The organism is Actinomadura monticuli, from assembly GCF_041463655.1.
Classification (GTDB): domain Bacteria; phylum Actinomycetota; class Actinomycetes; order Streptosporangiales; family Streptosporangiaceae; genus Spirillospora; species Spirillospora monticuli.
The window spans coordinates 20,807-44,611 of sequence record NZ_JAXCEI010000030.1 but is presented as its reverse complement, the minus strand read 5'-3'; the positions used below and the strand labels follow the sequence as shown (position 1 = coordinate 44,611).

The window sequence follows — 23,805 nt, the reverse complement described above, 5'->3', positions numbered from 1 at the left end:
CCCAGCTCAAATCATGGCGAATCCTCCGCAAGCTGCGCTGCAGCCCCAGCAAGGCCGGCCACCTGGTCAAGGCCATCGCCGTCCTACAGAACTACGAGCTCACCCGAGGATGAAAAAGGGTCAAGGTGTGCGCGTGCCGTCCTTCTGGCGACCTCCAGTTCCTCCTTTACGTTCTTACTCTCGGGAAGATTGTGGACAAACCAAATCTCGATTCGACGGATTTCCTCAGCACAAATGGCCTCATGAAGTTCGCTCTGTGCTGGCTTAAGCCTCTCAGGCACAACTGTTGAATCAGTCCCCAGCAGCCAAGCGGCTGCCGTGTTTAGGTCACTTGCCTTGTTGGCTGGCGCTTCTGACCTTTCCTTGCGGGAATAGTATCCTTGTGCGACAATGGCGCGGCCACTATCGCGGTCCACGTAAACGAGGTCACACTTTTTGTCGTCACTTCCATCGGTTAGTGAATTCGTTGCGATACTATCAATATCTTCAACTTCCAGGCCAATTTGAAGCGCAAACAACAGCAATGCATTGTCGTCATACTTGGCCAAATCGGTGCGAGCGTTGAATGCGGCCAGGCCCGGAGAACTGGCGGCAGAAGGCTGAATCAAGATGTCACCTCGGTCAAAGTGAGACTGGCTGATGCTAGCCAGCAGGCTACACCCAACACTGTGCCGAATCGTGCGCGAAGTGGTTGCCTTGATGCCGCCAAAGCCTGAGGAGAGGACGGAGCGGGCGTGAAGCGGCGGCCCCCAGCCCCCGCGGGCCGGAGGGCACACCCGCGCGAAACTGTCTTTCACGCCGTCTCCCCGTTCGCGCGGGCGCACCCTCCGGAACGGTCGGCGCGGGCATTCAGGCGGATGGATACTGGGCCTATGGCTGAGGTATCGAGCGAGGACATCGCCGAGTGCGCCGAGCGGATCAATGTTCTTTGGGGGCATCGAGGTGAGCAGGAGCGGGCATGAGCGTTCGGCCAGCGAGGCGGCTGCGAACCTCATGTCAGTTGGCGGGCGGAGCCTTTCGAGTAGTCCACGTGTCGCCCGTCGGTCCTTACGGATCCGGTCGTGTGCCGAATACGCGCCGAGCTTGACGTCCGCGCCGACGAAAGCGCAGGTCAGGCTAGTTCGACGGTGGGACTGTAAATCTGCTGGCGCGGGGGGCGAGTTGAACTTGAAGTCAAGGTGCTGCCGCGGGGCTTCCGGGGTTCGGGCCGTGGCCGGCCCTGTGCGCCGGGTCCCCTTGCCCTCGGATGGCCAGGGCCCTGTGAGGCCGGTTGCTAACGCAGGTGCTAACGGCAGGTCTGGACCGGCCTGGACGAGGGGCGAACCCAGGGGGCGTCCGGGAGGTCTGCCCATCAGGTCGGCGGACGGGTCTGGATCTTGTTCTTCAGACTCGTAGTGAATAGGTCATCGGTTCGATTCCGATAGGCGGCTCCCACGTCAAAGGCCCATCGCGATCACTCGCGGTGGGTCTTCTGCGTGACTGTCCGACACATTGCCTGACGAGGCGTCCTCCGCAGCGATGGGGAACACGTCGGATGCCGGGAGGTGCTCGCATCGTGGGCGATCCCCCCGTCCCGGTGCGTCGGTTAGTGCGGGGTGTGTCGTCGGGCCTCCGGCTGCTGAAAATTCTGTCGCCTGCGTATTCGCTGGAAACCGTGACGACATTCGCCACGGTTTCCTCACCCTGGTCGCCAGAATCGTCTGGCGGTGACGGCTCGTACACTGGATCGCGCGCGAGAGTGGCCGACCCAGCTTGGGCGGGTGATGGAAGTGCCGTTGTTCGAGCGGTTCCTGGAGCGAGCGGGTCTGCCTGCCGATAGCGGCCTGCACGACGTCGTCGCGGCGGTCCAGGCCATCCCGTACGGCCGGCCGCGCGATCGTACGGTCGCCGGTGTCCTCATTGACTGGATCGGTACGTGTTCGACCAAGCATGCTCTGCTCTCCGAGTTGATCAGTGAGCGCTGGCCTGATCTGACTCCCCGCCTGGTCCACCGCGTCTACCGCGCCGAGCGCACCATGGTGCGGCACCGGTTCGGTGAGATCCCGGCGGCTGCCGTGCAGGACGGAGGGCTGATCGACGTTCACCGCTACCTGATCATCGCCCTCGGCGGGCGCGACGTGGTCATCGACGTCACCTTTCCCAGCGACGCGCCCTGGGATGGCAGGTCGGACATGCCACTGGCCTGCGGCCCCGGCCGGGATTACCTGGTCGGCGTCGATCCAGCCAAGGAAAAGGCCGCTCTGGAGGCCGCGAACTGCGACCCGCGCATCCGAGAGCCGTTCATCACGGCGCTCTCCCAAGCACACTGACCCGCCAAATCGCCGCCTCGATAGCGGCTTCGACCCGCATCCCCTTCAGGGGAGGACGTTCGGGTCGCAGGGAGGGAGGCTGGTGGTCATGTCGGCGGTCAGGGCCCAGCGTTCGTGGTCGCGCCAGATGCCGCGGATGTTGATGAAGGCCGGGGAGAAGCCCTCGCGGCGGAAGCCGAGGCGCTGGACGAGGCGGCGGGACGGTTCGTTGCCCGGTTGGACGTCCGCCTCGACCCGGTGCAGGCCGAGGGGGCCGAAGGCGTAGCGGACGGTCAGGCCGACGCCCTCCGTCATGAAGCCGCGGCCCGCGCTCGGGGCGAAGGCGGCGAAGCCGAGGACGGCGCGGTCGTAGGGGCCGCGGACGATGCCGGTGAGGGTGGCGTGGCCCGCGATGGCGCCCGTGTCGACGCGTTCGATGAGGAGGGCCTCGCCGGCGGTGGGGTCGGCGAAGCGGTCCAGGTACTCACGGAACGCCAGCGCGTCGGTCGGCGTCCGCACCCAGTCGGCGTGCAGTCCGGTGCTCTGCCCGGCGAGCCGGAGGAACTCGTCCTCGTCCGCGGCCCGCATCCGGCGCAGCGTCACGCGACATCCCACAGTGCGCCTCCGCCCCTGGCCTCGTCGCCGATGGGGCGTTCTCGCCCAGAGCCCAGGGTGCCCCACGTCCCCCATCGGCGCACTACCCGCGGGCGGCGCGTCAGGACTTGGCGGTGGTCACGGTCTTGCCCAGGGCGCTGCCCTGGGCCCACTTGGCGAAGGGCAGCTGCCAGTAGCCCCAGCCGTTCGTCCACTGGAGGCTGCGCTTGGTGCCGGTGATCTTCACGAGGTCGCCGCGGTAGGACCAGTGGAAGAACCACTGGGCGTCGGAGGCGGGGGAGCGGACGCAGCCGTGGCTGCAGTTGCGGTTCCCGAGGCAGGACGGGTCGTCCATGTTCTGGTGGATGTACTCGCCGCTGTTGGAGATGCGCGTCGCCCACGGGACCTTCTCGTCGTACCAGCCGGGGTCGCCCTTCTTCTTGCCGGGCGGGCGCATGCGCTCCAGGCGGACGTGGTCCATGGTGAGGTGGACGCCGCTGGTGGTGAGGAGGTGGTCGACGCCGTCGCGCTGGACGTCGCCGCCGGCGCCGAGGCTGACGCCCCAGGTGCGGACGGTGCGGCCGTTCTTCTTGACGACGAGCCGGTGCGTGTTCGCGTTGATGTTGATGGTGTGGGAGTCGCCGACCTTGAAGGTGCGGGTGACGTCCCGGTCGCCGAAGACGTCGGAACCGATCTTCAGGCCCGCGTAGTGGACCTTGACGGTGACGCGCTGCCGCGGCTTCCACGGGTTCTTCGGGCGGAACACCATCGAGGGGAGGCCGTTGAAGGACTCGCCGGCGCTGAGCCACCGCCAGGCGCCCTCGGTCGGCGTGGTGGACGAGATCTCGGTGGCGCGCTCGATGGCGGGCTTGGCCCTCTCCGGGACGGCCTTGTTGAACTGGACGAACACCGGCATACCGGTGCCCACCGTCTCGTTCTCGCTGGGCACGACGTTGTTGACGCGGGTGAGGGCGACGGCGCGGCTGGTGCGGAACGCGCTGGTCGCAGTGGTCGTCTTGCCCTTCGCGGACGTCGCCGTCGCCGACACCTGGTAGCGGCCGCCGGGCTGCAGCGTCCAGGTGGAGCGCCATTTGGTCTTGTCGGCCGACAGGGTGCCGGGCACGTCGGCGCCCTTCAGCTTGACGGAGACGTCGCCGAGGGTGCCGCCCGCCGCGGTGACCGTCACGCCCTGGTCGGGGCGGGCCTTGCCGTTGCCGTTCGCGGGGGTGATCGTCACCTGGGGGGTGCCGTCCTCGCCGCCCTTCGCGGTCGTCCCGCCGGTCTGCCCGTCACCGCCGCCGCACGCGGTCGCCAGTCCCAGGACCAGCGCCAAAACCAACGCCTTACCTCGCACCGTTCTCCCTCAACTGCCCGCCGGTCCCGCGCGTCACGGGACGGCAACAAGATCGCTTACGGAACGGCCCTTATTCCCGTCCCGTCCGGAGGGCGGGACGGCCGGTGGCGGCGTCCGATCACTTAAGACGTCCATCGTCCCCCGAAGGTTCGCCTCAGGTGGCCGATTCGGGGGATCTTTCGTGGTCCGCTGACGCTCGGGGCGCTCCGTCGATCTTCTCATCAAGACTGTGGTGAGGGTGGTTAAAAGCAGCGGCCGGCTCGCTGACCTGTTGCGATGCTGGAGCGTGGCCGCCCGGGACGGCCCCGCGGAGTCACCTCCCGGTGAGTTCTTGGCTGTGAAGGGGACACGCGATGAGAGCCCAGGGGCTGAGTCCTTCCATCGACTCGGGCGCAGGCCCCGCGGAGCTGGTGCCGGCGGACCTCGCCGTCCTCGTGCCGGCCGGGCGCGGTGCCCGGACCCTGGCCGGCCTGGGCCCGGCGTGCGTCGCCGTGGTGGACGGCTGGGGGATGGCCGTCGGCGTGTCCATGTCACGGGGCGGCCTCCTCGCCGGTTTCGCCGCCCTCGCCGTCGTCGCGTGCAACGCGTCGGGCGGGCTCTACCGGACGCGCCGCAGCCCGTCGCTGCTCGCCGACGCGCCCCCGCTGCTCGCCCGGACGTTCGCCGTCGCGGCGGTCGCGGCGGTGCTGCTGCCGCATCCGGCGGTGGCGCTGCTGTGGACGGTGGCGGTGTCGGCGTCGACGTCGCTGGGCTTCCGCGCCTTCCTGAACGCCGCCGTCCGGACCTACCGGTGCCGCCGCGCCCGGCCGCGTCCCGCGCTCGTCGTCGGGACGGGCGGGACCGCCGCGCACATGGTCGACATCCTGCGGGACCGCGGCGAGTTCGGGCTGTCGGCGGTCGGGCAGGTGGCGGCGGGGCGCTCCACGGCCGTCCTCGGGGAGACGCCGGTGCTCGGGGAGACGTCCGATCTGCCCGCGCTCGTCGAGGCGCACGCGGTCGACACGCTGGTCGTCGTCGCCGAGGACGTCCACCCCGACCAGCTGGACGCGGTGCTGCGCATCTCGTTCGGGCTGCCGTGCGAGACGCTGCTCGTCCAGCCGCCGTCGGACGTGGTGCCGGTGGCGGCGGTGCGGCGCGATTACCTCGCCGGGCTGCCGTGCGCGCGGGTCGAGTGGCGGCTGCGCGACCCGGCCGCCCGGCGCGCCAAGCGGGCGCTCGACCTCGCGGTGGCGTGCGTGCTGCTGGTCGTGGCCGCGCCGCTGCTGGCGGCGTGCGCGCTCGCGGTGCGGGTCGAGGGCGGCCCCGGCGTGCTGTTCCGGCAGCGGCGGATCGGACGCGGCGGCGAGGAGTTCGTGCTGCTGAAGTTCCGGACGCTGAAGCCCGCGGACGAGCAGGAGTCCGACACCTGCTGGACGGTCAAGAACGATGCGCGGATGGGGCGGGTCGGCCGGTTCCTGCGCAACACGTCGCTGGACGAGTTGCCGCAGCTGTGGAACGTGGTGCGCGGCGACATGAGCCTCGTCGGGCCGCGTCCGGAGCGTCCCCATTTCGTGGAGCAGTTCGCCCGCACGTGCCCCGGCTACATGCTGCGGCACCGTGTCCAGGTGGGGATGACGGGCTGGGCGCAGATCCACGGGTTCCGCGGCGACACGTCCATCGAGCTTCGGGCGCGGCTCGACAACCACTACATCGACCACTGGTCGTTCACGGGCGACCTGAGGATCCTGCTCCTGACCGCGCGGGCGATGCTCTGCCGGGACGCCGGATGACGGTGCTCGCCGAGCCGGTCACCTTGCACCGGCGCCCGAACCGGATCCCGCCCCGCCCGAGCTGGCTGGTCGCGGCGGCGGTGGCGAGCATCGGGATCCCGCCGGGCGGGGCGGCGTTCGGGCCCGGCGTCCAGGTGACCGCGGGGGACGTCGCGAGCGGCGCGCTCGTCGTCGTCGCCGCGTTCCTGCTGGTGACGGGGCGGACGGAGATGCCGCGCCCGGCGTTCTGGGCGTTCGCGCCGCTGGTGGCGGGGCTCGGGATCAGCACGGTCCACTCGGCCGACATCGGGACCAGCATGGCGGGCTTCGTCCGCGACCTGCAGGTGTTCGTGCTGGTGCCGCTGGCCGTCGTGCTGCTCGTCCGGGACCGCCGCGACCTCGCGATCGTGTGCTGGTCGCTGATCGGGCTCGGGCTGGCGGAAGCCGCGTACGGGATCTGGCAGTCGCTCACCGGCAACGGCGCGTCGATGGACGGGCAGAACATCCGGGCCGTCGGCACGTTCGGCGCGCTCGACGTGATGGCGATGTCGATCGTCGTCGGGTTCGCGTTCCTGGTCCTGACCGCGTTCGCGCTGAGCGCGCCCGGACGCGGCGCCGCCGCCGTCCCGGCCGCGCTGGCCGGCCTGGTCGTGCTGGCCGCCGCGCTCGCGCTGGCGCTCAGCCGCGGGACGTGGATCGCGCTCGGCGCCGCCGCCGTCCTCGCCCTGGTGCTGTTCGACCGGTGGACGGCCGTCAAGGTGCTGACCTGCTGCGCGGCCCTGCTGGTGCTGCTGGCGGCGGTGGCGGGCGGCGGCGGGCGGGCCGTCATCGACCGCTCGAAGTCGATGGCGGCCTCGGTCAGCGACCCCGACCGGTCGGTGGACGACCGGTACAACCTGTGGGCGGCCGCCGTCCGGATCTGGGAGGACCATCCCGTCACCGGCGTCGGCGTGAAGAACTTCCCCGCCTACCGCGACACCTACGCGACGATCGAGCTGTCGTCCGGCAGCGAGACCGCCGACCCGGTCAACGGGTACGTGCGGCAGCCGCTGCTCTCGCCGCACAACGAGTACCTGCTGTTCCTGTCCGAGCAGGGCGTCGCCGGCCTCGCCGGGTTCGGCGCGCTGATCGCCGCGCTCCTCGCCGGGCTGTGGAGGCGCCGCGGCGTCCGCGACCCGCTGTGGCTCGCGTGCACCGCGCTGGCGGCGTTCCTGCTGATCAACTTCCTGTACGCGGATCTGGGCGGGCCGACGTGCGCGCTCGTCGCCATCGTCATCGGCGCCGTCGCGGCGCGCGCGTTCGGGGCGGTGCGCGGATGACCGGCGCCGGGATGAACTCCGTCGGACGGGCCGCCGCGCTGTCGGGCGTGCTCATCGCCGCGGGCACCGCGCTCGGCTTCGTCCGCGACCTCGTGATGGCGCACATGTTCGGCGCCAGCCGCAGCACCGACGCGTTCCTCGTCGCCTGGACGATCCCGGAGACCGTGTCGCCGTTGCTCATCGAGGACGCGATGGCGCTGCTCATGGTGCCCGTCGTCACCCGGCTGCTCGCGCGCGGCGACGGGCTGCGCCCGCTCGCCGGCTCGATGCTGCCGCGCATGGTGCTCGGGCTGTCGCTCGTCACGCTCGCCCTCGCGGTCGCCGCCCCGGTCGTCGTGGACGTCCTGGCGCCCGGCCTCGGATCGGACGGGCCGGCCGTCCGGTGCGTCCGGCTGACCGCGATCACCGTCGTGACGTTCGGCGTCGCCGGCTTCATGAGCGCGACCCTGCGCGCCCACCACCGGTTCGGCCCGCCCGCCGCCATCTACCTCGCCTACAACGTCGGCATCCTCGCGCTGATCGGCGGCCTGTCCGGCTTCCTCGGGATCACCAGCGCGGCGGTCGGCGTCGCCGTCGGCAGCATGCTGATGGTCGCGATCCAGGTCCCGGCCTTCGCGCGCTGCCTGCGCGGCGCGCCCGCCACGTCCGGGAAGGTGGACGTGCGGCTGGGGTTCGCGGCCGTCGCGCCCGTCGTCGTCTACACGGTGACGCGTCAGGCGCAGGTGTTCGTCGAGCGGTTCCTCGGGTCGGAGCTGGCCGCCGGGTCGATCTCGCACCTGAACTACGCGCAGAAGGTCGCGCAGGTGCCGATGGTGCTGTCGCTGCTGATCGTGACGGTGACGTTCCCGAGGCTCGCGCGGGCCTCCGCGGACGGCGACACCCGGCAGGTCGCGCGCCGCATCCGGCAGGACCTCGTGGTCGCGAGCGCGATGGTGCTGGCCGCGACCGCGTTCCTCGTCGCGTTCGCGCCCGCGGTCATCAGGGTGCTGTTCGAGCACGGCGAGTTCACCGCGGCCGACACCGAGAGCACCGCGTCGATCATGCGGGTGTACGCGCTCGGCCTGTGGGGGCAGTCGGCGGTCGGGCTCGCCGCCCGCGCGTTCTTCGCGCAGCGGCGGCCGACCTGGCGTCCGGCGCGGGTCCTCGGCCTCGGCCTCGCCGTCACCGCGGCGATCGGCGGCGCGTTCGCCGCGTCCGGCGGGACGCTCGCGCTCGCCGCCGCCAACGCCGCCGGGATCACGCTCGCCGCCGTGCTGCTGCTGGCCGGGCTGCGCCGCGGCATCGCGCCGGTCCCGCCGCGCCGGATCGCCGCCGACGTGTCCCGGCTGGTGCTCGCCGCCGCCGGGGCGTGCGCGGCGGGGATGCTCACCGCGCACGCCTCCGCCGGGGCGCCCGCGCTCGTCCAGCTCGCCGTGGGCGGGCTCGTGACCACCGCCGTGTTCGCGGTCCTGACCGTCCTCGCGGGACCCGACCACGTTGCTCCATGGATCGCTTTGCGGTCGCGCCGCAGCGTGCGCGGCCGGACCGAATCGGGGGAGACCAGTGAGCCAGCCGACAGAACCGGCAAGAACGACCCGACCCACCAGGACGAGCGAGCCGCACCGGCCGGCGGAGGAGGTCCGGCCGGTGCCGCTGGTGCTGATGTACCACTCGGTCGACCACTTCGATGAGGACCCGCACCTGGTGACGGTGTCGCCGGGGCGGTTCGAGCGCCAGCTCGCCTGGCTGAAGGCGCGCGGCCTGCGCGGCGTCGGCATGGGCGAGCTGCTGGACGCGCACGCCGCCGGCCGGGCGCGCGGCCTCGTCGGGCTCACGTTCGACGACGGCTACGCCGACTTCGCGACCCGGGCCGTCCCCGCGCTGCTGCGGTACGGGTTCGGCGCGACCGTGTACGTCGTGTCCGGACGCATCGGCACCTACAACGCGTGGGACGACGGCCCCCGCAAACCGCTCATGACGGCCGACCAGATCCGCACCGTGGCCGGTGCGGGCATGGAGGTCGCCTCGCACGGCCGCCACCACGTGTCCCTCCCCGGCACGGACGACACCGAACTGCGCGAGGAGCTGGAGGAGAGCCGCGCCGTCCTGGAGGAGCTCGTCGACGCCCCCGTCACCGGTTTCGCCTACCCGTACGGGCACGCCACCGCCCGGGAGGTCGAGGCGGTGCGCGCCGCCGGATACGACCACGCGTGCGACATCCGCCCCGAGGAGCCGTCCCGGCACGCGCTGCCGCGCGCCTACGTCGGCGACCGGGACGGGCCGCTGCGGCTGCGGGCCAAGCTCCTGCGGCACGAGCTGCGCCGCCGGAGCCGGGTGTGACCCGCGTCCTGCACGTCATCACCGGGCTGGAGCACGGCGGCGCCGAACGCCAGCTCGTCCTGCTGCTGCGCCATCTGCCGGTCGCCTGCGAGGTCGCGACGCTCACCCGGACCGGCACGCTCGGCGCCGAGATCCGCCGCAGCGACGTGCCCGTCCACGAGATCGGGATGCGCGGCAACCGGGACCTCGCGGCGCTGCCCCGGCTCGCGCGGCTGATCCGGCGCGGCCGCTACGACGTCGTCCACACCCACCTGTACCGGGCGTGCGTGTACGGCCGGATCGCCGCCCGCCTCGCCGGGACGGCCCGCGTGATCGCGACCGAGCACTCGCTCGGCGACGGGCACATCGAGGGACGGTCGACGACGCGCGGCGTCCGGGCGCTGTACCGGGCGACGGAGCGGCTCGGCTCCGCGACCGTCGCGGTGTCGCCGGCCGTCGCCGCCCGGCTGCGCGGCTGGGGCGTGCGACCCGGCCGGATCGCGGTGATCCCGAACGGCATCGACGCCGCCGCGTTCGCGTTCGACGCCGCCCGCCGCGCCGCGACCCGCCGCCGGCTCGGCATCGGCCCGGACGAGCCGGTCGTCGGCGCCGTCGGACGGCTCGTCCCGACCAAGCGGTTCGACCTGCTGGTCGAGGCCGTCGCCCGGCTGGACGGCGTCCGGCTGCTGCTCGTCGGCGCCGGGCCGATGCGGGACGCGCTGGAACGGCAGGCGCACGGCCTCGGCGCCTCGGTGATCTTCACCGGCGGGACGTCGGACGTCGCCGGGGCGCTCGCCGCGATGGACGTGCTCGCCGCGCCGTCCGTCCAGGAGACGTTCGGGCTCGGTGTGCTGGAGGCCCTCGCCTCCGGGCTGCCCGTCCGCTACACCGCCTGCCCCGCCCTCGACGACCTCCCGCCCGGCGAGGCTCCCGGCGCGCGCCGCCTCCCCACCGACGCCGGGATCTGGAGCGCGGAACTCGCGGCCGTCCTGCGCGCGCCCCGGGACCGGACGCGGGTGCCGCCCGTCGTCGCCCGCTACGCCATCGCCGCGCAGGCCGCCGAACTGGCCCGGCTCTACCTGCCGGAGCCGGTCGCCCGAGGGGTCGTCCAACTACGAGAAAGGGCTCATGATGCCGCAACGTAACGCCGGGAAACGGCCGGCCGGACCGAGGAGGCGAACGGGCGCGCTCGACGCCGCCGCCCGGCGGCTGCGCGGACGGCTCACCGCGCTGCTGCGGCGGTTCGGCCTGTCCATCGCGCTCGTCCTCGCCGGGTTCCTCGGCGGGCTCGGGTATGCCCTGTTCGCGCCGACCACCTACACCGCGACCGCGTTCGTCCTCGTCGTGGACGACGGCGGCGACGCCGGACCGGCGGCGGTCAGCTTCGCGCAGGCGTACGGGCGGCTCGCGCCGCTGCCGGAGACCCTCGAGAACTCCTCGATCCCGCTGCCGCGGCACGCGCCCGGCGGGACCCGCGAGCACATCCAGGCGTCCACGTCGCCGGACACCCCGCTGATCCGGCTCGCCGGCAGCGCCCGGACGCCCGGCGACGCCGCCGCGTTCGCCAACGCCGCCGCCGACGCGCTCGTCCGGTACGGGACGCGGCACCGCGCCGACACCGGCGTCCGCGTCGCGCTGATGACGCTCGCCGAGCCGCCGGCGGTGCCGTCGTCGCCGAACCTGCCGATGGGCGTCACCGCCGGGACGGCGTCCGGCCTGCTGCTCGCCGGGCTCAGCGCCGCCGTCTTGAGCGGGCGGCGCGGGGGGCGCCGCGCCGCGGCCCGGCGGGCGCCCGTCCCCGCTCCGGCGGCGGCCGAGCGGCTGGGGGTGACGTCATGACCGCGGTCGCGGCCGTGCGGCCCGCCACGTCCGTCGAATGGTCGGTCGAGGTGCACCGGGACGAGCGGGCGCTCGCCGGCCTCGCGGACGAGCTGCGCGACCTGTACGACCGCAGCCCGGCCGCGACGCCGTTCCAGACCTACGAGTGGCTGCGGGCGTGGTGGGGCTGGTACGGGGCGCGCGGGCGGCTGCGGCTCGTCCTCGTCCGGTGCCGCGGCCGGCTCGTCGCGGCGGCGCCGCTGATGGCGGGCGTCCGCTACGGGTTCCCGGTGCTGGTCCCGCTGGCGGGGGAGCAGAGCGACTTCACCGACTTCCTCCTCGACCCCGTGTACGCGGACGGCGCCGTCCGGCACCTCACCCGGGCGCTGCTGGACGAGCGCGGCTGGTGCGCGATCGACCTGCGCGAGGTCCGCCCCGGGTCGGCGGCGCACCTGGTCGCCGCGCGGTGGCCGCGCCGGACGTGGCGGACGCCGTCGTCGGTGTGCCTCGAACTCCCGGCCACCGGGATCGACGGCGTCCTCGCCCGGCTGCCGCGCCGCACCGCGGGGAAGATGCGCGCCAAGCTCCGCAAGATCGACGTCCGCGGCATCACCGCCGAGAGCGTCCCCGCGGAGCGGGCGGCGGACGCCGTGCACGCGCTGCTGGAGCTGCACGCCCGGCAGTGGCGGGGCCGCCCGATCAACCCCGAGCACACGCGGGACCGGTTCCGCAGGCATCTGGCCGAGGCGGCGAGCGGGATGGTCCGCGACGGCCGCGCCGAGGTCGTGCAGTACCGGTGGGACGGCCGGCTCGTCGCGGGCGACCTCGTCCTGATCGGCCACCGGTACGTCGGCGCCTACCTGTACGGGGCGATCCCCGACCTGCGCGACGCCGTGGACGTGTCGCTGATGATGCTGCGCCAGAACCTCGCCATCGCGCGGGACCGGCACCGGCAGGGCGTCAGCCTGCTGCGCGGCGACGAGCCGTACAAGCTGAAGTGGCGGCCGACGTCCGTGCGGAACGAGCGGATCGTCCTCGCGCGGACCGCGTCGGCCGCCGCGTTCGCCGGCCTCGCCCGGACCCGCGGGTACCTGTCGGACCGGCGGCACCGCGGGCAGGAAGGCCATGGCTGAGCCGCTGCGGGTCCTGCACGTCAGCCAGCCCAACACGGGCGGCGTCGCCGTCTACGTCGGGCAGGCGGCCCTGGACCAGCGCAGGCGCGGCTGGGACGTCGCCGTGGCGTGCCCGCCGGGCGGCGACCTGCCCGAGCGGTGCATGTCGGCCGGCGTGCCCTGGCTGAACTGGGACGCCGCGCGCAGCCCCGGGCCGCGCGTGCTGCTGGAGGCGCTCGGCCTCCGCCGGGTGGTCCGGACGTTCGCGCCCGACGTCGTCCACCTGCACTCGTCGAAGGCGGGCCTGGCCGGGCGGCTGCCGCGCCGCCCGGCCGGCCGGCCCGTGCTGTTCCAGCCGCACGGCTGGTCGTGGCTCGCCGCCACCGGACGGCAGGCCGCCGCCGGCCGCCGCTGGGAGCGGCTCGCCGCCCGCTGGAGCGACGCGCTCGTCTGCGTCGGCGCGGGGGAGTTGAGCCAGGGCAGGGACGCGGGGGTGCGCGGCGCGTACCGGCTCGTCCGCAACGGCGTGGACAGGGGCCGGTTCGCCCCGGCGGACCGGCGCACGGCGCGCATCCGGCTCGGGCTCGCCGCCGGTGTGCCGCTCGCCGTCTGCGTCGGCCGGGTGACCCGGCAGAAGGCGCAGGACGTCCTGGTCGCGGCGTGGCCGGCCGTCACCGCCCGCTGCCCGTCCGCGCTGCTCGCGATCGTCGGGGACGGCGAGGACCTGGCGCGGCTGCGCGGCCGGCGGGTGCCCGGCGTCCGGTTCGTCGCGGCGGTGGACGATCCGCGCGACTGGCTGGCCGCGTCGAACGTCGTCGCCCTGCCGTCGCGGTGGGAGGGGCTGCCGCTGACCGCGCTGGAGGCGCTCGCCATGGGGCGCCCGATCGTCGGGACGGGCGTTCCCGGCCTCGCGGAGATCGTCCGGCCGGGGCTCGGCGCGCTCGTCCCCGTGGAGGACCCCGCGGCGCTCGCCGAGCAGATCGCCGCCCGGCTGCTGTCCCCCGCGGCCGCCGAGCGGGAGGGGCACGCGGCGGCCGCCGCCGCGGCCGACTACGACGTGGCCGCGACGATGGCGCTGCTCGCCGACCTCACCCGCGAGGTGGCCGGACGCGGCGGCGCCCCCGAGGACGCCGTGGACAGCGCGCGGCGGGTGGCCGGCGGGCCCGTCCACACGGGTCTCGCCGGGCTGGGGGAGGGCGTCGTCGCCGGGGTCGCGGGCACGGCCGGGCCGGTGGGCGCGTACGGCGCCCTCGACGTCGGCGGCGGGGCCGTCACGCCGCCGAACAGCTCCCGGTAGGCGGCGGACGACCGCGGGTTGGCGCCGCACGACCAGACGCCGTGCGGGCAGTAGTCGCTGATCGACTGGTACACGACGTCGTGCGACATGATCCAGTCGTGCATTCCCTGAATATATTCGGGATTGTCGGAATTGCGGAACAAGCCCCATTCGGGGAACGAGAGCGGCTTGCCGTGCGCGGCGGCGAACTCGGCCTGCGCGCGCAGCCCGTACGGCTCGTCCACGAAATCGTCGAACGACTTTCCGGAGGGCTGGTCGTAACTGTCGGACCCGATGATGTCGACGACGTCGTCACCCGGATAGCACTCCGTCCACGGAATCGCGTCGCGGCCCCGCGTCGGCGCGAAATCGAAACGGAAACGCGCGCCATGGACCGCGCGCATGGTCGCGACGATCCGCCGCCAGTACGCCTTCCACGCGACGGGGTCCGGGGCGCATCGCCCGCCGTAGGACTCCCCGTTCATCTCCCAGCCGAGGACGATGACCGCGTCGCCGGCGTCCAGCGAGACCAGCCGCCGCGCCAGGGTCCGGTAGTGGCCGCTGAACGCGCCGGACGCGCCGCCGCGCAGCACCGAGCCGAGCACCGGCACCGGGACCCACGCCTCGTTCGGCGCCATCATCGGCACGTTGATCACCAGCAGCCGCCGCGGGTCGGCCGCCTTCCAGCGGGCCCACGGCAGGAGCATCCCGTGCGGCCCCTCGATTTCGTGCCAGTCGTCCCCCGGCAGGTACGTGCGGCCGACCATGACCGTCGAGCCGAGCCACCGCTGGAATTGGCCGACCCGGGCCACCCCCTCCGGACCCGAGCCGAGAAAGGCCCCGATCGGAACATATGACGGGGCTCTCCGCAGGGCCTGCGGCTGCATCCAGGTCATCACCGTCGACGCCGCGACCGTCATCAGAACGGCGAACGCGGCCAGAAGCGGCGGGACCGGACAGAATGGAAACGACCTTTTCCGGCGCCGCCTGGACGACTGCCCAGCTGAATGGATATCCGCAGCTCCCATGCGTATCCTATGCCCTAGGACGTCCGCCGCGAAAAAGCCGAACGGACGAAACGTGCACAGAATTTACTTCAGGAAGGTTGCCGTGCGCCACATTCCCTGGGAATGCGCCTGAACGCATGCTCTTCGACACCCGCACACCGCCGCGCACGGGCCTCGATCCCGGCCTTCCCGCCCTGCTGCTGCGCACCGACCGCAACCTCTTCCACCACGGGACCCTCGCGGCGATCAGGAGCCTCGGCCGCGCCGGGGTGCCCGTCCACGCGATCATGGAGGGGCGGGCCAACCCCGCCTCCCGCTCCCGCTACCTGTACCGCCCGCATCCGTGGGCGCCGCCCGCCGAGCACCCGGCCGGCCTGCTGAGCCACCTGCGCGCGATCGGCGAGCGCATCGGCCGGGAGACGCTGCTCGTCCCGATGGACGACGCCGGCGCGATCTTCGTCGCCGAGCACGCCGACGCGCTGCGGCCCCGCTTCGTCTTCCCCTACCAGGATCCGGACGTCCCGCGCCGCGTCGCCGACAAGGCCCGGCTCCGGGAGGCGTGCGAGAAGCACGGCATCGAGCACCCGCCGAGCCGGACGCCGGCGTCGGCCGCCGAGGTCGACGAGGCCGCGGGGGAGCTCGGCCTGCCGCTGATCGCCAAATGGGCGCGGCCCTGGCGGCTCCGCCCGGGCATGCGCAGCACCACCGTGGCCGGCACCCTCGGCGAGCTGCACCGGCTGTTCGCCGCCACCCGCGACCGCGACCCGGACGGCGACGCCGGCCCGCTGATCCTGCAGCGCCGCGTCCCGCCGGGCGGCGGCGACTGGTTCTTCCAGGGCTACTTCGACGCGAACCTCGACTGCCTTTTCGGCGCGGTCGGCCGCAAGCACCTCGCGCACCCGCCGCAGGCCGGGCACACCGTCTCCGGCGAATGGGTCGAGAACGACGAGCTGCGGGCGCTCGCCGTCCGGATCGTCCGGCTGCTCGGCTGCCGCGGCCTCGTCGACCTCGACTTCCGCCTCGACGCCGGCACCGGCGCCCACCACCTGCTCGACTTCAACCCCCGGATCGGGGCGCAGTTCCGCCTGTTCACCGACCGGAACGGGCTCGACCTCGCCCGCGTCCTGCATCTCGACCAGTCCGGCCGCCGCGTCCCGGACGCGCGCCCGGCGCCCGGCCGCAACCTGCTGGTGGAGAACCACTACCTCCAGCAGGCGGCCGGCCGCCCGCTGCTGCGCGCGGGGGCCCTCCGCCCGCTGCGCGAGGCCGACGAGTTCGCCTGGTACGCCGGGGACGACCTGCCGCCCTTCCTCGCGATGGGCGCGCGGAGCGTGCTCCGCGCCGTCGAACGGCTCCGCACCAGGTAACACCACAATCACACGGGGGAAAGAGACATGAGCGACTCGGCCAGCGACGTCGTGATCGCCGGTGCCGGGCCCTACGGCCTGTCGACCGCGGCACACCTGCAGAACCTCGGGCTCGGCGTCCGGATCATCGGCGAGCCCATGCGGTTCTGGGAGGCGAACATGCCCGAGGGCATGTTCCTGAAATCCGAGCCGTTCGCGTCCGACCTGGGGGCGCCGCAGCCGGGGATGCGGTTCACCGACCGGCATCCCGGCTGGGGGCTCGGGCAGCCGATCCCGCTGGACACGTTCGTCGAGTACGGCCGCTGGTTCGCCGCCGAGACCGTCCCGCTGCGCGCGGACGACCGGGACGCCAAGGTCGTGAACGTCGAGCGGGACGGCGCGGGCGGCTTCACCGTCACGCTGTCCACCGGCGAGTCGATCGCGGCCCGGTCCGTGGTGATCGCGGTGGGCGTCGGCCCGTTCGCCCACATCCCGGACGAGCTGGCCGGCATGCCGTCCTGGCTCGTCTCGCACAGCAGCGCCCACCGCGACCTCACCCTGTTCGCGGGCAAGGAGGTCGCCGTGCTCGGCGCCGGGCAGTCGGCCCTGGAGACGGCCGTCCTGCTGGCCGACGCGGGCGCGCACCCGCACGTCATCGCGCGGCGGCAGGAGCTCGACTGGAACACCGTCCCCCGGGAGCGCCGCTCGCTGCGCGACCAGGTGCTGGGCGGGCCCCGGTCCGGCCTCGGCACCGGCTACCGCACCTGGCTGTGGGCCGAGCGGCCGGGCATCGTCCGGTACCTGCCGGAGGCGACCCGGCGGCGGATCGTCCGCGAGACGCTGCCGCCCGCCGGCGCCTGGTGGCTGCGCGACCGGCTGGACGACCGGGTCCGCGTGTCGACGGGCCGCCGCCCGGTGAAGGCCGTGGAGCTGGAGGACGGCGTCGCGCTGACGACCGTCGACCGCACCGGCCGCCGCCTCGTCACCGAGGTCGAGCACGTCATCGCGGCCACCGGCTTCGTCCCCGACGTCGCGCGCCTCGGCCTGCTGGCCCCGGCTCTGCGCGGCCGCGTCACCACCCGCCTCGGCGCGCCGGTCCTCAGCCGGGACTTCGAGGCGTCCGTGGACGGCCTCTACTTCGCCGGCCTGGCGGCGGCCTCCACCTTCGGCCCCGTCATGCGCTTCGTGCACGGCGCCGGCTTCGCGGCGGGCCGCATCGCCCACCACATCATCCGCCGGACCCCGCGGGCGCGCCCGACCGCGGCCCGGCTGGCGGACGTCCTGGAATCGGACGCGTCACACCGGTAGGCGCCGGAACCCGCCCCGCCCGCCTCCAGGAGGACCACCGGCCTCCTGGAGGCGGACGGCGTTCGAGGGTTGGAGATCCTCCTCCGGAGGGTGATGGATTCGCCTCCGGCCGGGCCCTAGTACCTGATCGTGCGCGAGCCGCGGCGCGCGTACTCGGCCCTGGCGGAGGCGATGGCCCACTGGCAGCGCCAGTACAGCGTCCACGCCGACGACCATGCGCGTCGCCTCCTCGGGCCCTGATCGGCGGAGACGCTGGACAGCACGATGAGGTTCAGGTCGGCGCGGGTCATGAAGCGGTACGCCTCGCGGCGGGGGGCGCGGCGCCGGCGCGGCGCGCGCAGGCGGGAGATCGCGGACGAGGGGTGGGGCATGAGAGCTCCTCGGTGAGCGGTCCGGTGACCGGCCGCTCACCGAATGTAGCGCAGTGGATACCGCTCGCCATACTTCTCCCCGCATCGGTGTGAGAGGGCGGCGAAATGGTCAAGCCCGGCAAAGGGGATGTCGAGCGCACGGAAAGCCTGGCGCGGTTAAACGCCCATTCATGGGGCGGTAAATGATGGCCGGACACGCCGCGGAAAAAAGAAATGCTCCTTGCGGGCACCGGTCGCGGTGCTACGTTCGACCGGACCTCGACAAGGCGACCAGGGAGAAGTGGCCGTGCACTCCGTACCGATCCAGCGTGGGGCGATTCGCCTCCAGGGTCGGCCGCGGCATGCCCTTATGCCTCTTTTCCTGCGAATCGCCGTCCTCGCCGGTCTCGCGTTCGCGGGCTGGCTCGTGCTCTCCGCCTTGAGCGATTCGGCGTTCGCGGCGGAGCAGCCGCCGAACGCCGCCCATGCGGACGGCCCGAGGCCGGCCACGCTCGGGCACGTCACGTCCGGGCTCGGCGGGCGCACGATAGAGGACGGCCTGCGCGAGGTCGGCGACGACCCGATGCGGTACGTCCGGTCGAGGCAGCGCGACCTGTTCGACGACAAGGACCGGGCCGTCCGCCACGTGAGCGACCTCGCCGACCAGGCCGGCGTGCCGCGCGTCCAGATTCCGGACGTCCGGCAGCAGCGGCCCGTCATCGGCGAGCTCGTCCAGCGGGTGACCGACCCGCGTCCCGCTCAGCAGCAGGCCGCCCACGAGCGGCCGGACGAGCACGCGGACGAGGAGCCCGACGCGGCCGGGGCCGCCCACCGGGCCGCCGGCAAGGACGCGGTCTCCGAGACCCGTCACACGGCCACCCGCCCCGCGGCGCCCGCGGACCGGAAGGCGGGCGACTGCTCGCGCTGCGGCGGCGACCACCGCGCCCCGGCGCACGGTCCCGTGCAGCCCGGCCAGGACGTTCCGCAGGGCGGCGGCTCCGCCGGCGGGCACCCGCTCGCACCGGTCGCCGACCTGCCGAACCGCCGCCACCCGGCGGCGCCGCCCGCCATGGACGCGAGCACGTTCCAGCGCACCGCGCTGACCGACGTCGCCGCGCCGGGCGGCCCGTCCGTCGTCCCCGACTAGGACGACCCCGTCCCGGCCCTGAGCGGCCGGTCCCCGGCGACCGCGTGCGCGAGACACGCCGTCCGCCTCTCTGAACCTTCCTCCATGCGCAACGGCCGAGCCCGGCCGCTGCCAGTGCTGCGCCCACCCGGACGGTGCCGCGCAGCGATCACCACCGATGCAACAGACAGGAGCAACACATCATGCGTATGTGGGCAAAGAGCACCTCCCGCGCCGCCCTGGTGGCCGCGGGCGCCCTCGCCATGGGAGCCGCGTTCGGCTCCGCCGCCAACGCCGGCGCCTTCTACGGCGGCGGCCACGACGGCGGCCACGGCGGCAAGGTCAAGATGGAGTCGTCCGGCAACTTCGGCGTCCTGAACGGCAACCAGGTGTACGCGCCGATCAGCATCCCGATCGACGTCTGCGGCAACGCGGTCGCCATCGCCGGGCTCAGCCGGGCCCAGTGCAAGGGCGGCGCCGAGGTCACGTCCCACCGGTCGCACGACGGCTACGGGGACTCGGGCTACCGGTCGTCCGAGGGCGCCTGGGACGGCGGCGGAGGCGGCCGGCACCACGGCAAGGACGTCGACATGCAGACGTCCGGCAACTTCGGCATCGGCAACGGCAACCAGGTGTTCGCGCCGATCAGCGTCCCGGTCAACGTGTGCGGCAACGCCGTCGCCGCGCTCGGCCTCGCGGAGGCGCAGTGCAAGGGCGGCGCGTCCGTCAAGCGGTCCGCCGAGCGCAGGGTGGACATGAAGTCGTCCGGCAACTTCGGGCTGCTGAACGGCAACCAGGTCTTCATCCCGATCAGCGTCCCGATCAACGTGTGCGGCAACGCCGTCAGCGTGCTCGGCCTGGCGCAGGCGCAGTGCAGGGGCGGCGCCTCCGTCGGGGACGAGGGGCACCACGAGATGCCGCCGACCCTGCGGACGCCGCCGGTGGAGAAGCACAGGCCCTACAAGCCGTCCAAGCACCGTCCGGCCGCCAAGCACACGAAGCTGCCCTCGACGATGCGCGCCGACGGCCGCCGGGTGGCGGGCTCGAACTACCGCACCGCGGATGGCCTGCCCGCCGTCCAGGACCTGCTGGGCACCCTCGGCAGGATCGTCAAGGTGCCCGGAGCGGACGTCCAGCCCGGCCGGCTCGGCCCGCAGCTGTCGAACCGCGACGGGGCGCCCGTCCGGATCGGGTCGCCGTTCCTGAGCTGAGCACGCGCCGGCCCGGGTGACGATCCGCGGCCGGCGAACCCGGGAGAGGGGCGGCAGACGTGTCGCCCCTTACCCCTGTCATCGGCACCCCAGCGCGATGGAGACCAACCATGCTCGACCGAAAAGCCCTCGCCGCGGCGGTCGTCGCCGCGTCCTGCTGCGCGTCCGTCCTCGGCGTCCCGCAGGCGCGGGCGCGGATCGCGGCCGCGCCCGCGGCGGCGGCGCGTCCGGCGGCGCGTCCGGCGACGGGCGCGCTGATCGGCAAGATCCGGATCAAGCGGATGGGACTGAAGGCGAACGTCCGGCAGGGCGTCGGCCAGGCGGTGCTGCGGCGCGCCGTCGGCCACTACCCGGGGACGGGCCTTCCCGGCCGCGACGGCAACACGGTGCTGCTCGGCCATCGGACGACCTACCTGCACCCGTTCAACAAGCTCGACCTGATGCGGCGCGGCGACCCGATCGTCCTGCGCGTCGGCGGGAAGACGTACCTGTACCGGGTGCGGATCAAGCGCGTCATCAGGCCGGACGACCGGCGGGCACTGGAGCCGGTCCCGTTCAAGCGGCGCAGCGCGCCGAACGGCCAGTACGTCACGCTCGTCACCTGCACCCCGAAGGGCTCGGACCGGCGCCGCCTCGTCGTCGTCGGCAAGCTCCAGCGCAAGCGCTGACCCGAGGGCCGGACTCCGATGGCTTGACTCCGATGGCCCGACCTCGACGCCGGGCGCTGGACGGCACGGTGCGGCTCCGCGCCGTTCAGCGTCCGCCGTAGAGCGAGATCAGCCCGTCGTAGTCGCCCTTGCCGAGGGTGGCGGGGTCGTCGTCGCAGGACGCGATGGACGGCGCCATCGTGAGGTTCTGGTGCTCGGTGCCCTCGACGTGGGCCAGCCCGAGGACGTGGCCCGCCTCGTGCGTCGCGACGGCTTCGGCGGAGTAGCTTCCGGCCGTGCACGCGCCGCCCGTCCACCACCGCTTGCCCTGCGCCTGCAGCGCCATGTCGCTCTCGACCGTCGTCGGGCCCCGGAACCAGGTGCAGGTCGCCGCGAGGACCTGCCTCGCCGCGCCCGGCATGGCGTGCCACCCGAACGTGTTGACCCCGTCCCGGGCCCCGCAGGCGGCGGCGGCGGTGATGTCCGGGGCGTGGGCGGCCCGCCCGGCGCCGTGCTCGCGCACGTCCGGCGGCGGGGTGAAGCGGCCCGCGCCGCAGTCCGTGCGGGCGCCGACCATGTTGGCGATCCCCTTGGCGAAGGGGCCCATCGGCAGCCCGGCCGTCCCCGCGTAGTAGCGCCACTGGACGGTGGTGCCCCGCGGCCATCTGCTCGGCTCGAGGCGGTGGACGCCGTCCCCGCAGGCGGCGACCGGGGCCCGGACGCCGCGCGGCCTGCCCTGCGGCACCCGCCCGCCGAGCGTGCCGATGGTGATCTCGCCGGCCCGGGCGTTCACCCGGATGCGCAGCTCGGCGGCGCCGTCGGTGCGCATCTCGTGCGCGACCAGCGAGGTCCCGTCGGACGGGACGACCGCCGCGAGCCCGTTCGCGCCGCGCACCATCCGGCCGCGCAGGTCGCAGTCGGCGATCCTCACCCGCTGCGGCATCGTGCGGGCCGAGAGCGTCCCGCCGGGCTTGCACCACGCGGGCGGACGCCTGGGCGGCGGCGCCGTCCCGGCCGTCGCGGAACCGCCGGAACCCGTGCTCGCTAGCGCCGTGCCTGCGAGCGCCGTGGCCGCCGCCAGGGCCACTGCCCTCCGTGCCGCCGCTGGAAAGTCGCCCATAACTGTTTCTCCGATGTGCGGGAACGTCCTTGGCAGTCTTTCGTGGGGCGCGGAAAGGGAAACCGGCGCCACCTAAAATGATCACCATCTCGGCGCTGGGTTCGTGCGCGGTCGATCATGTCGAGCGGCATTTATGGAGAAATGGCGGAAAGGGCCACCGTGGTGGCACGTAAGGATTGCGTAAATCGTCCTCTATAACTGTGTAAACGTGTTTAATGCGCCCTCATACGGAAAAGCAGCATGTAATCCGGCAACTCGGGATCAAACAGAACACCGTTGCCGCGACGCGGGTGCGGGACCCACCTCCCCCCGGCCCCCGCCCGCGCGGCAGCGTTCAGGGAAGCAGAGGTGTTCAACGTGCAGACGCAGACACAGGTGCGGGAACTCATGGGAATGAGCGTGACCGACACCCACGGGACGAAGGTCGGCACGATCAAGCAGGTCTACCTCAACGACGACTCCGGCGCCCCGGAGTGGGTGACCGTGCACACCGGATGGTTCGGGATGCGGGAGAGCTTCGTCCCGCTGGCCGGCTCGCGCAAGAACCAGGACATGCTGCAGGTCCCGTACGACAAGGAGACCATCAAGGGCGCTCCGAACGTCGACGCGGACGAGCACCTGTCGCACGCCCAGATCGTGGACCTCTACCGCCACTACGGCGTGCGCCCGCCGGGCGGCCGCCGCGAGGGCAAGGGGGACGCGAAGGAGGACATGAAGGGGGACACGGCCCCGATGGAGGACCGGGGCAAGGCGACGACGGGCACGACCGGCACCTCCGGCACGACTGGCACGACCGGCAGCGCCGGCCAGGCCGCCGCGGCGGGCACCGCCGGGGGCGCGGCGGGCGCCGCCGGGATGGCGGTGCGGCCCGAGCGGACGTCGTCCGGGCAGTCCATGCCGCCGCAGTCGGCGCGCGAGGGCGCCGAGGCCCCGATGACCGAGATCACCCGGTCGGAGGAGCAGCTGCGCATCGGCACCGAGCGGCACGAGGCGGGCCGCGTCCGGGTGCGCAAGTTCGTCGAGACGGAGATGGTCGAGCACACGGTGCCGGTCTCGCACGAGGAGATCAAGATCGACCGCGAGCCGATCGTGGGCGGCGAGCCGGATCCGAAGATCACCCTGGGCGAGGACGAGCAGGAGATCATCCTCTACGAGGAGCGCCCGGTCATCGCCAAGGAGACCGTCCCCGTCGAGCGGGTGCACGTCCGGACCGAGCAGGTGCAGGACGAGCAGACGGTGCGCGGTGAGATCCGCAAGGAGCGCATCGAGGTCACCCGCGACGAGGAGACGGGGGCCGAGCGGCGGACCGATCGCGGGGAGCGCCCGTCCGCGTGAGCCCCTCGTCCCCGGCGGGCGGGGCGGTGATCCGCCGCCGCGGCCCGCCGCCGCCGACCACCCGGTCCTGAGTACGCGCCACACCGGATAGCGAGCGCCCGGGCCTGCCGTTTCACCCGCCGGCCGCCCGGGCGCTCGCACGCGTGCCCGCCGAGCCGGGGCGGTCGGACCGAGTCGGACGGCCGGGGCGGCGGGCGGCGGCTGTGGCCGGGTGTGGCCAGTGTTCCAGCGGGAGCGAGCGGGCCGGAGCGTGCGGGCAGCCCCGGGCGGGCGGCGGCGGTGATGGCCCCACCCGTCCGACCGGCTTTCTTCGGCACATGATTCAACGTGTGAATTTAGTCTCCGTCAAGGTCCCTTCCACGGTTTTCACAGGGCCCCCCACGCAATAGGCAGGTTTGTTGACAGGTAGCGCGGAGCCGGGGGAGGTTCCTGGGTGACGACGTCGCCGAGCGCGGAGGTCGTGGCCGTCCGGGCGAGCCACGACCTCCGCGCCCGGCCGCGTGCGGTCCGCCGGGCCGTGCGCCGTCCACGGAGCGACCCAGGAGGGA

General features: G+C 73.4%; 20 protein-coding genes and 2 pseudogenes. 16 read left to right on the top strand and 6 right to left on the bottom strand.

The window, feature by feature from the left end; translation table 11 throughout:
- Positions 1 to 113, top strand: a pseudogene (locus SM611_RS36590) (IS5/IS1182 family transposase); the annotation flags it as partial.
- On the opposite strand, the gene SM611_RS36585 reads toward SM611_RS36590, so the two are convergent.
- Complete coding sequence (locus SM611_RS36585) at positions 84 to 608, bottom strand: hypothetical protein (protein WP_371954997.1); 525 nt, start codon at positions 606 to 608, stop codon at positions 84 to 86. The pseudogene SM611_RS36590 and the gene SM611_RS36585 overlap by 30 nt on opposite strands.
- 1,152 nt (positions 609 to 1,760) lie before the next feature.
- Between SM611_RS36585 and SM611_RS36580 the strand changes: the two genes are divergently transcribed.
- Positions 1,761 to 2,309, top strand: a complete 549-nt coding sequence (locus SM611_RS36580; RefSeq protein ID WP_371954996.1) for a hypothetical protein — start codon at positions 1,761 to 1,763, stop codon at positions 2,307 to 2,309.
- 45 nt (positions 2,310 to 2,354) lie between these two features.
- On the opposite strand, the gene SM611_RS36575 is transcribed toward SM611_RS36580, so the two are convergent.
- On the bottom strand, positions 2,355 to 2,891 hold the full coding sequence (locus SM611_RS36575; protein WP_371954995.1) for a GNAT family N-acetyltransferase: 537 nt from the start codon (positions 2,889 to 2,891) through the stop codon (positions 2,355 to 2,357).
- A gap of 112 nt (positions 2,892 to 3,003) precedes the next feature.
- Positions 3,004 to 4,215 (bottom strand): L,D-transpeptidase, encoded by a 1,212-nt coding sequence (locus SM611_RS36570; protein WP_371954994.1) that lies wholly within the window; start codon positions 4,213 to 4,215, stop codon positions 3,004 to 3,006.
- 374 nt (positions 4,216 to 4,589) lie between these two features.
- Here SM611_RS36570 and SM611_RS36565 point away from each other — a divergent pair, with 374 nt between their 5' ends.
- The 8 genes from SM611_RS36565 to SM611_RS36530 are packed head-to-tail and all read left to right on the top strand — an operon-like array spanning position 4,590 to position 13,828.
- The gene (locus SM611_RS36565) at positions 4,590 to 6,005 is read left to right on the top strand and encodes a sugar transferase (protein ID WP_371954993.1); all 1,416 of its coding nucleotides are present in this window, start codon (positions 4,590 to 4,592) and stop codon (positions 6,003 to 6,005) included.
- Positions 6,002 to 7,303 (top strand): O-antigen ligase family protein, encoded by a 1,302-nt coding sequence (locus SM611_RS36560; RefSeq protein ID WP_371954992.1) that lies wholly within the window; start codon positions 6,002 to 6,004, stop codon positions 7,301 to 7,303. The genes SM611_RS36565 and SM611_RS36560 overlap by 4 nt, the downstream gene beginning before the upstream one ends.
- Complete coding sequence (locus tag SM611_RS36555) at positions 7,300 to 8,973, top strand: lipid II flippase MurJ (RefSeq protein ID WP_371954991.1); 1,674 nt, start codon at positions 7,300 to 7,302, stop codon at positions 8,971 to 8,973. Before SM611_RS36560 ends, SM611_RS36555 begins: the two co-directional genes overlap by 4 nt.
- Positions 8,930 to 9,622: a polysaccharide deacetylase family protein gene (locus SM611_RS36550; protein WP_371954990.1), complete on the top strand. Its 693-nt coding sequence runs from the start codon at positions 8,930 to 8,932 to the stop codon at positions 9,620 to 9,622. Before SM611_RS36555 ends, SM611_RS36550 begins: the two co-directional genes overlap by 44 nt.
- Complete coding sequence (locus SM611_RS36545) at positions 9,619 to 10,746, top strand: glycosyltransferase (RefSeq protein ID WP_371954989.1); 1,128 nt, start codon at positions 9,619 to 9,621, stop codon at positions 10,744 to 10,746. The genes SM611_RS36550 and SM611_RS36545 overlap by 4 nt, the downstream gene beginning before the upstream one ends.
- On the top strand, positions 10,730 to 11,440 hold the full coding sequence (locus tag SM611_RS36540) for a Wzz/FepE/Etk N-terminal domain-containing protein (RefSeq protein ID WP_371954988.1): 711 nt from the start codon (positions 10,730 to 10,732) through the stop codon (positions 11,438 to 11,440). The genes SM611_RS36545 and SM611_RS36540 overlap by 17 nt, the downstream gene beginning before the upstream one ends.
- Positions 11,437 to 12,552, top strand: a complete 1,116-nt coding sequence (locus SM611_RS36535) for a GNAT family N-acetyltransferase (RefSeq protein ID WP_371954987.1) — start codon at positions 11,437 to 11,439, stop codon at positions 12,550 to 12,552. Before SM611_RS36540 ends, SM611_RS36535 begins: the two co-directional genes overlap by 4 nt.
- Complete coding sequence (locus SM611_RS36530) at positions 12,545 to 13,828, top strand: glycosyltransferase (protein ID WP_371954986.1); 1,284 nt, start codon at positions 12,545 to 12,547, stop codon at positions 13,826 to 13,828. The genes SM611_RS36535 and SM611_RS36530 overlap by 8 nt, the downstream gene beginning before the upstream one ends.
- A 230-nt stretch (positions 13,829 to 14,058) precedes the next feature.
- Here SM611_RS36530 and SM611_RS36525 read toward each other — a convergent pair.
- Positions 14,059 to 14,292: pseudogene (locus SM611_RS36525) on the bottom strand (glycosyl hydrolase); the annotation flags it as partial.
- Between the two features lie 659 nt (positions 14,293 to 14,951).
- On the opposite strand from SM611_RS36525, the gene SM611_RS36520 reads away from it, so the two are divergent.
- Both SM611_RS36520 and SM611_RS36515 read left to right on the top strand, forming a co-directional pair.
- Positions 14,952 to 16,181 (top strand): carboxylate--amine ligase, encoded by a 1,230-nt coding sequence (locus tag SM611_RS36520; protein ID WP_371954985.1) that lies wholly within the window; start codon positions 14,952 to 14,954, stop codon positions 16,179 to 16,181.
- A gap of 27 nt (positions 16,182 to 16,208) precedes the next feature.
- Positions 16,209 to 17,468, top strand: coding sequence for an NAD(P)-binding domain-containing protein (locus tag SM611_RS36515; protein WP_371954984.1), 1,260 nt, complete (start codon positions 16,209 to 16,211; stop codon positions 17,466 to 17,468).
- A gap of 116 nt (positions 17,469 to 17,584) precedes the next feature.
- Here the strand turns inward: SM611_RS36515 and SM611_RS36510 are convergent, their stop codons facing one another.
- Positions 17,585 to 17,839: a hypothetical protein gene (locus SM611_RS36510; RefSeq protein ID WP_371954983.1), complete on the bottom strand. Its 255-nt coding sequence runs from the start codon at positions 17,837 to 17,839 to the stop codon at positions 17,585 to 17,587.
- Between the two features lie 349 nt (positions 17,840 to 18,188).
- On the opposite strand from SM611_RS36510, the gene SM611_RS36505 reads away from it, so the two are divergent.
- The 3 genes from SM611_RS36505 (at position 18,189) to SM611_RS36495 (ending at position 20,823) form a co-directional block, all read left to right on the top strand.
- Complete coding sequence (locus tag SM611_RS36505) at positions 18,189 to 18,965, top strand: hypothetical protein (protein WP_371954982.1); 777 nt, start codon at positions 18,189 to 18,191, stop codon at positions 18,963 to 18,965.
- Positions 18,966 to 19,147: 182 nt separating this feature from the next.
- The gene (locus SM611_RS36500) at positions 19,148 to 20,155 is read left to right on the top strand and encodes a chaplin family protein (RefSeq protein ID WP_371954981.1); all 1,008 of its coding nucleotides are present in this window, start codon (positions 19,148 to 19,150) and stop codon (positions 20,153 to 20,155) included.
- Positions 20,156 to 20,265: 110 nt separating this feature from the next.
- The gene (locus SM611_RS36495; RefSeq protein ID WP_371954980.1) at positions 20,266 to 20,823 is read left to right on the top strand and encodes a class E sortase; all 558 of its coding nucleotides are present in this window, start codon (positions 20,266 to 20,268) and stop codon (positions 20,821 to 20,823) included.
- A gap of 85 nt (positions 20,824 to 20,908) precedes the next feature.
- On the opposite strand, the gene SM611_RS36490 is transcribed toward SM611_RS36495, so the two are convergent.
- Positions 20,909 to 21,889, bottom strand: coding sequence for a matrixin family metalloprotease (locus tag SM611_RS36490; RefSeq protein WP_371954979.1), 981 nt, complete (start codon positions 21,887 to 21,889; stop codon positions 20,909 to 20,911).
- A 390-nt stretch (positions 21,890 to 22,279) separates the two neighbouring features.
- Here SM611_RS36490 and SM611_RS36485 point away from each other — a divergent pair, with 390 nt between their 5' ends.
- On the top strand, positions 22,280 to 23,257 hold the full coding sequence (locus SM611_RS36485; RefSeq protein WP_371954978.1) for a DUF2382 domain-containing protein: 978 nt from the start codon (positions 22,280 to 22,282) through the stop codon (positions 23,255 to 23,257).
- Positions 23,258 to 23,805: the final 548 nt, after the last annotated feature.

What these genes read in the sequence shown, in the direction of transcription:
- SM611_RS36565 (WP_371954993.1), top strand. Translation starts at nt 4,590, where the DNA reads ATGAGAGCCCAGGGGCTGAGTCCTTCCATCGACTCGGGCGCAGGCCCC.
- SM611_RS36560 (WP_371954992.1), top strand. Translation starts at nt 6,002, where the DNA reads ATGACGGTGCTCGCCGAGCCGGTCACCTTGCACCGGCGCCCGAACCGG.
- SM611_RS36555 (WP_371954991.1), top strand. Translation starts at nt 7,300, where the DNA reads ATGACCGGCGCCGGGATGAACTCCGTCGGACGGGCCGCCGCGCTGTCG.
- SM611_RS36540 (WP_371954988.1), top strand. Translation starts at nt 10,730, where the DNA reads ATGATGCCGCAACGTAACGCCGGGAAACGGCCGGCCGGACCGAGGAGG.
- SM611_RS36535 (WP_371954987.1), top strand. Translation starts at nt 11,437, where the DNA reads ATGACCGCGGTCGCGGCCGTGCGGCCCGCCACGTCCGTCGAATGGTCG.
- SM611_RS36530 (WP_371954986.1), top strand. Translation starts at nt 12,545, where the DNA reads ATGGCTGAGCCGCTGCGGGTCCTGCACGTCAGCCAGCCCAACACGGGC.
- SM611_RS36520 (WP_371954985.1), top strand. Translation starts at nt 14,952, where the DNA reads ATGCTCTTCGACACCCGCACACCGCCGCGCACGGGCCTCGATCCCGGC.
- SM611_RS36515 (WP_371954984.1), top strand. Translation starts at nt 16,209, where the DNA reads ATGAGCGACTCGGCCAGCGACGTCGTGATCGCCGGTGCCGGGCCCTAC.
- SM611_RS36510 (WP_371954983.1), bottom strand. Translation starts at nt 17,839, where the DNA reads ATGCCCCACCCCTCGTCCGCGATCTCCCGCCTGCGCGCGCCGCGCCGG.
- SM611_RS36505 (WP_371954982.1), top strand. Translation starts at nt 18,189, where the DNA reads ATGCCTCTTTTCCTGCGAATCGCCGTCCTCGCCGGTCTCGCGTTCGCG.
- SM611_RS36500 (WP_371954981.1), top strand. Translation starts at nt 19,148, where the DNA reads ATGCGTATGTGGGCAAAGAGCACCTCCCGCGCCGCCCTGGTGGCCGCG.
- SM611_RS36495 (WP_371954980.1), top strand. Translation starts at nt 20,266, where the DNA reads ATGCTCGACCGAAAAGCCCTCGCCGCGGCGGTCGTCGCCGCGTCCTGC.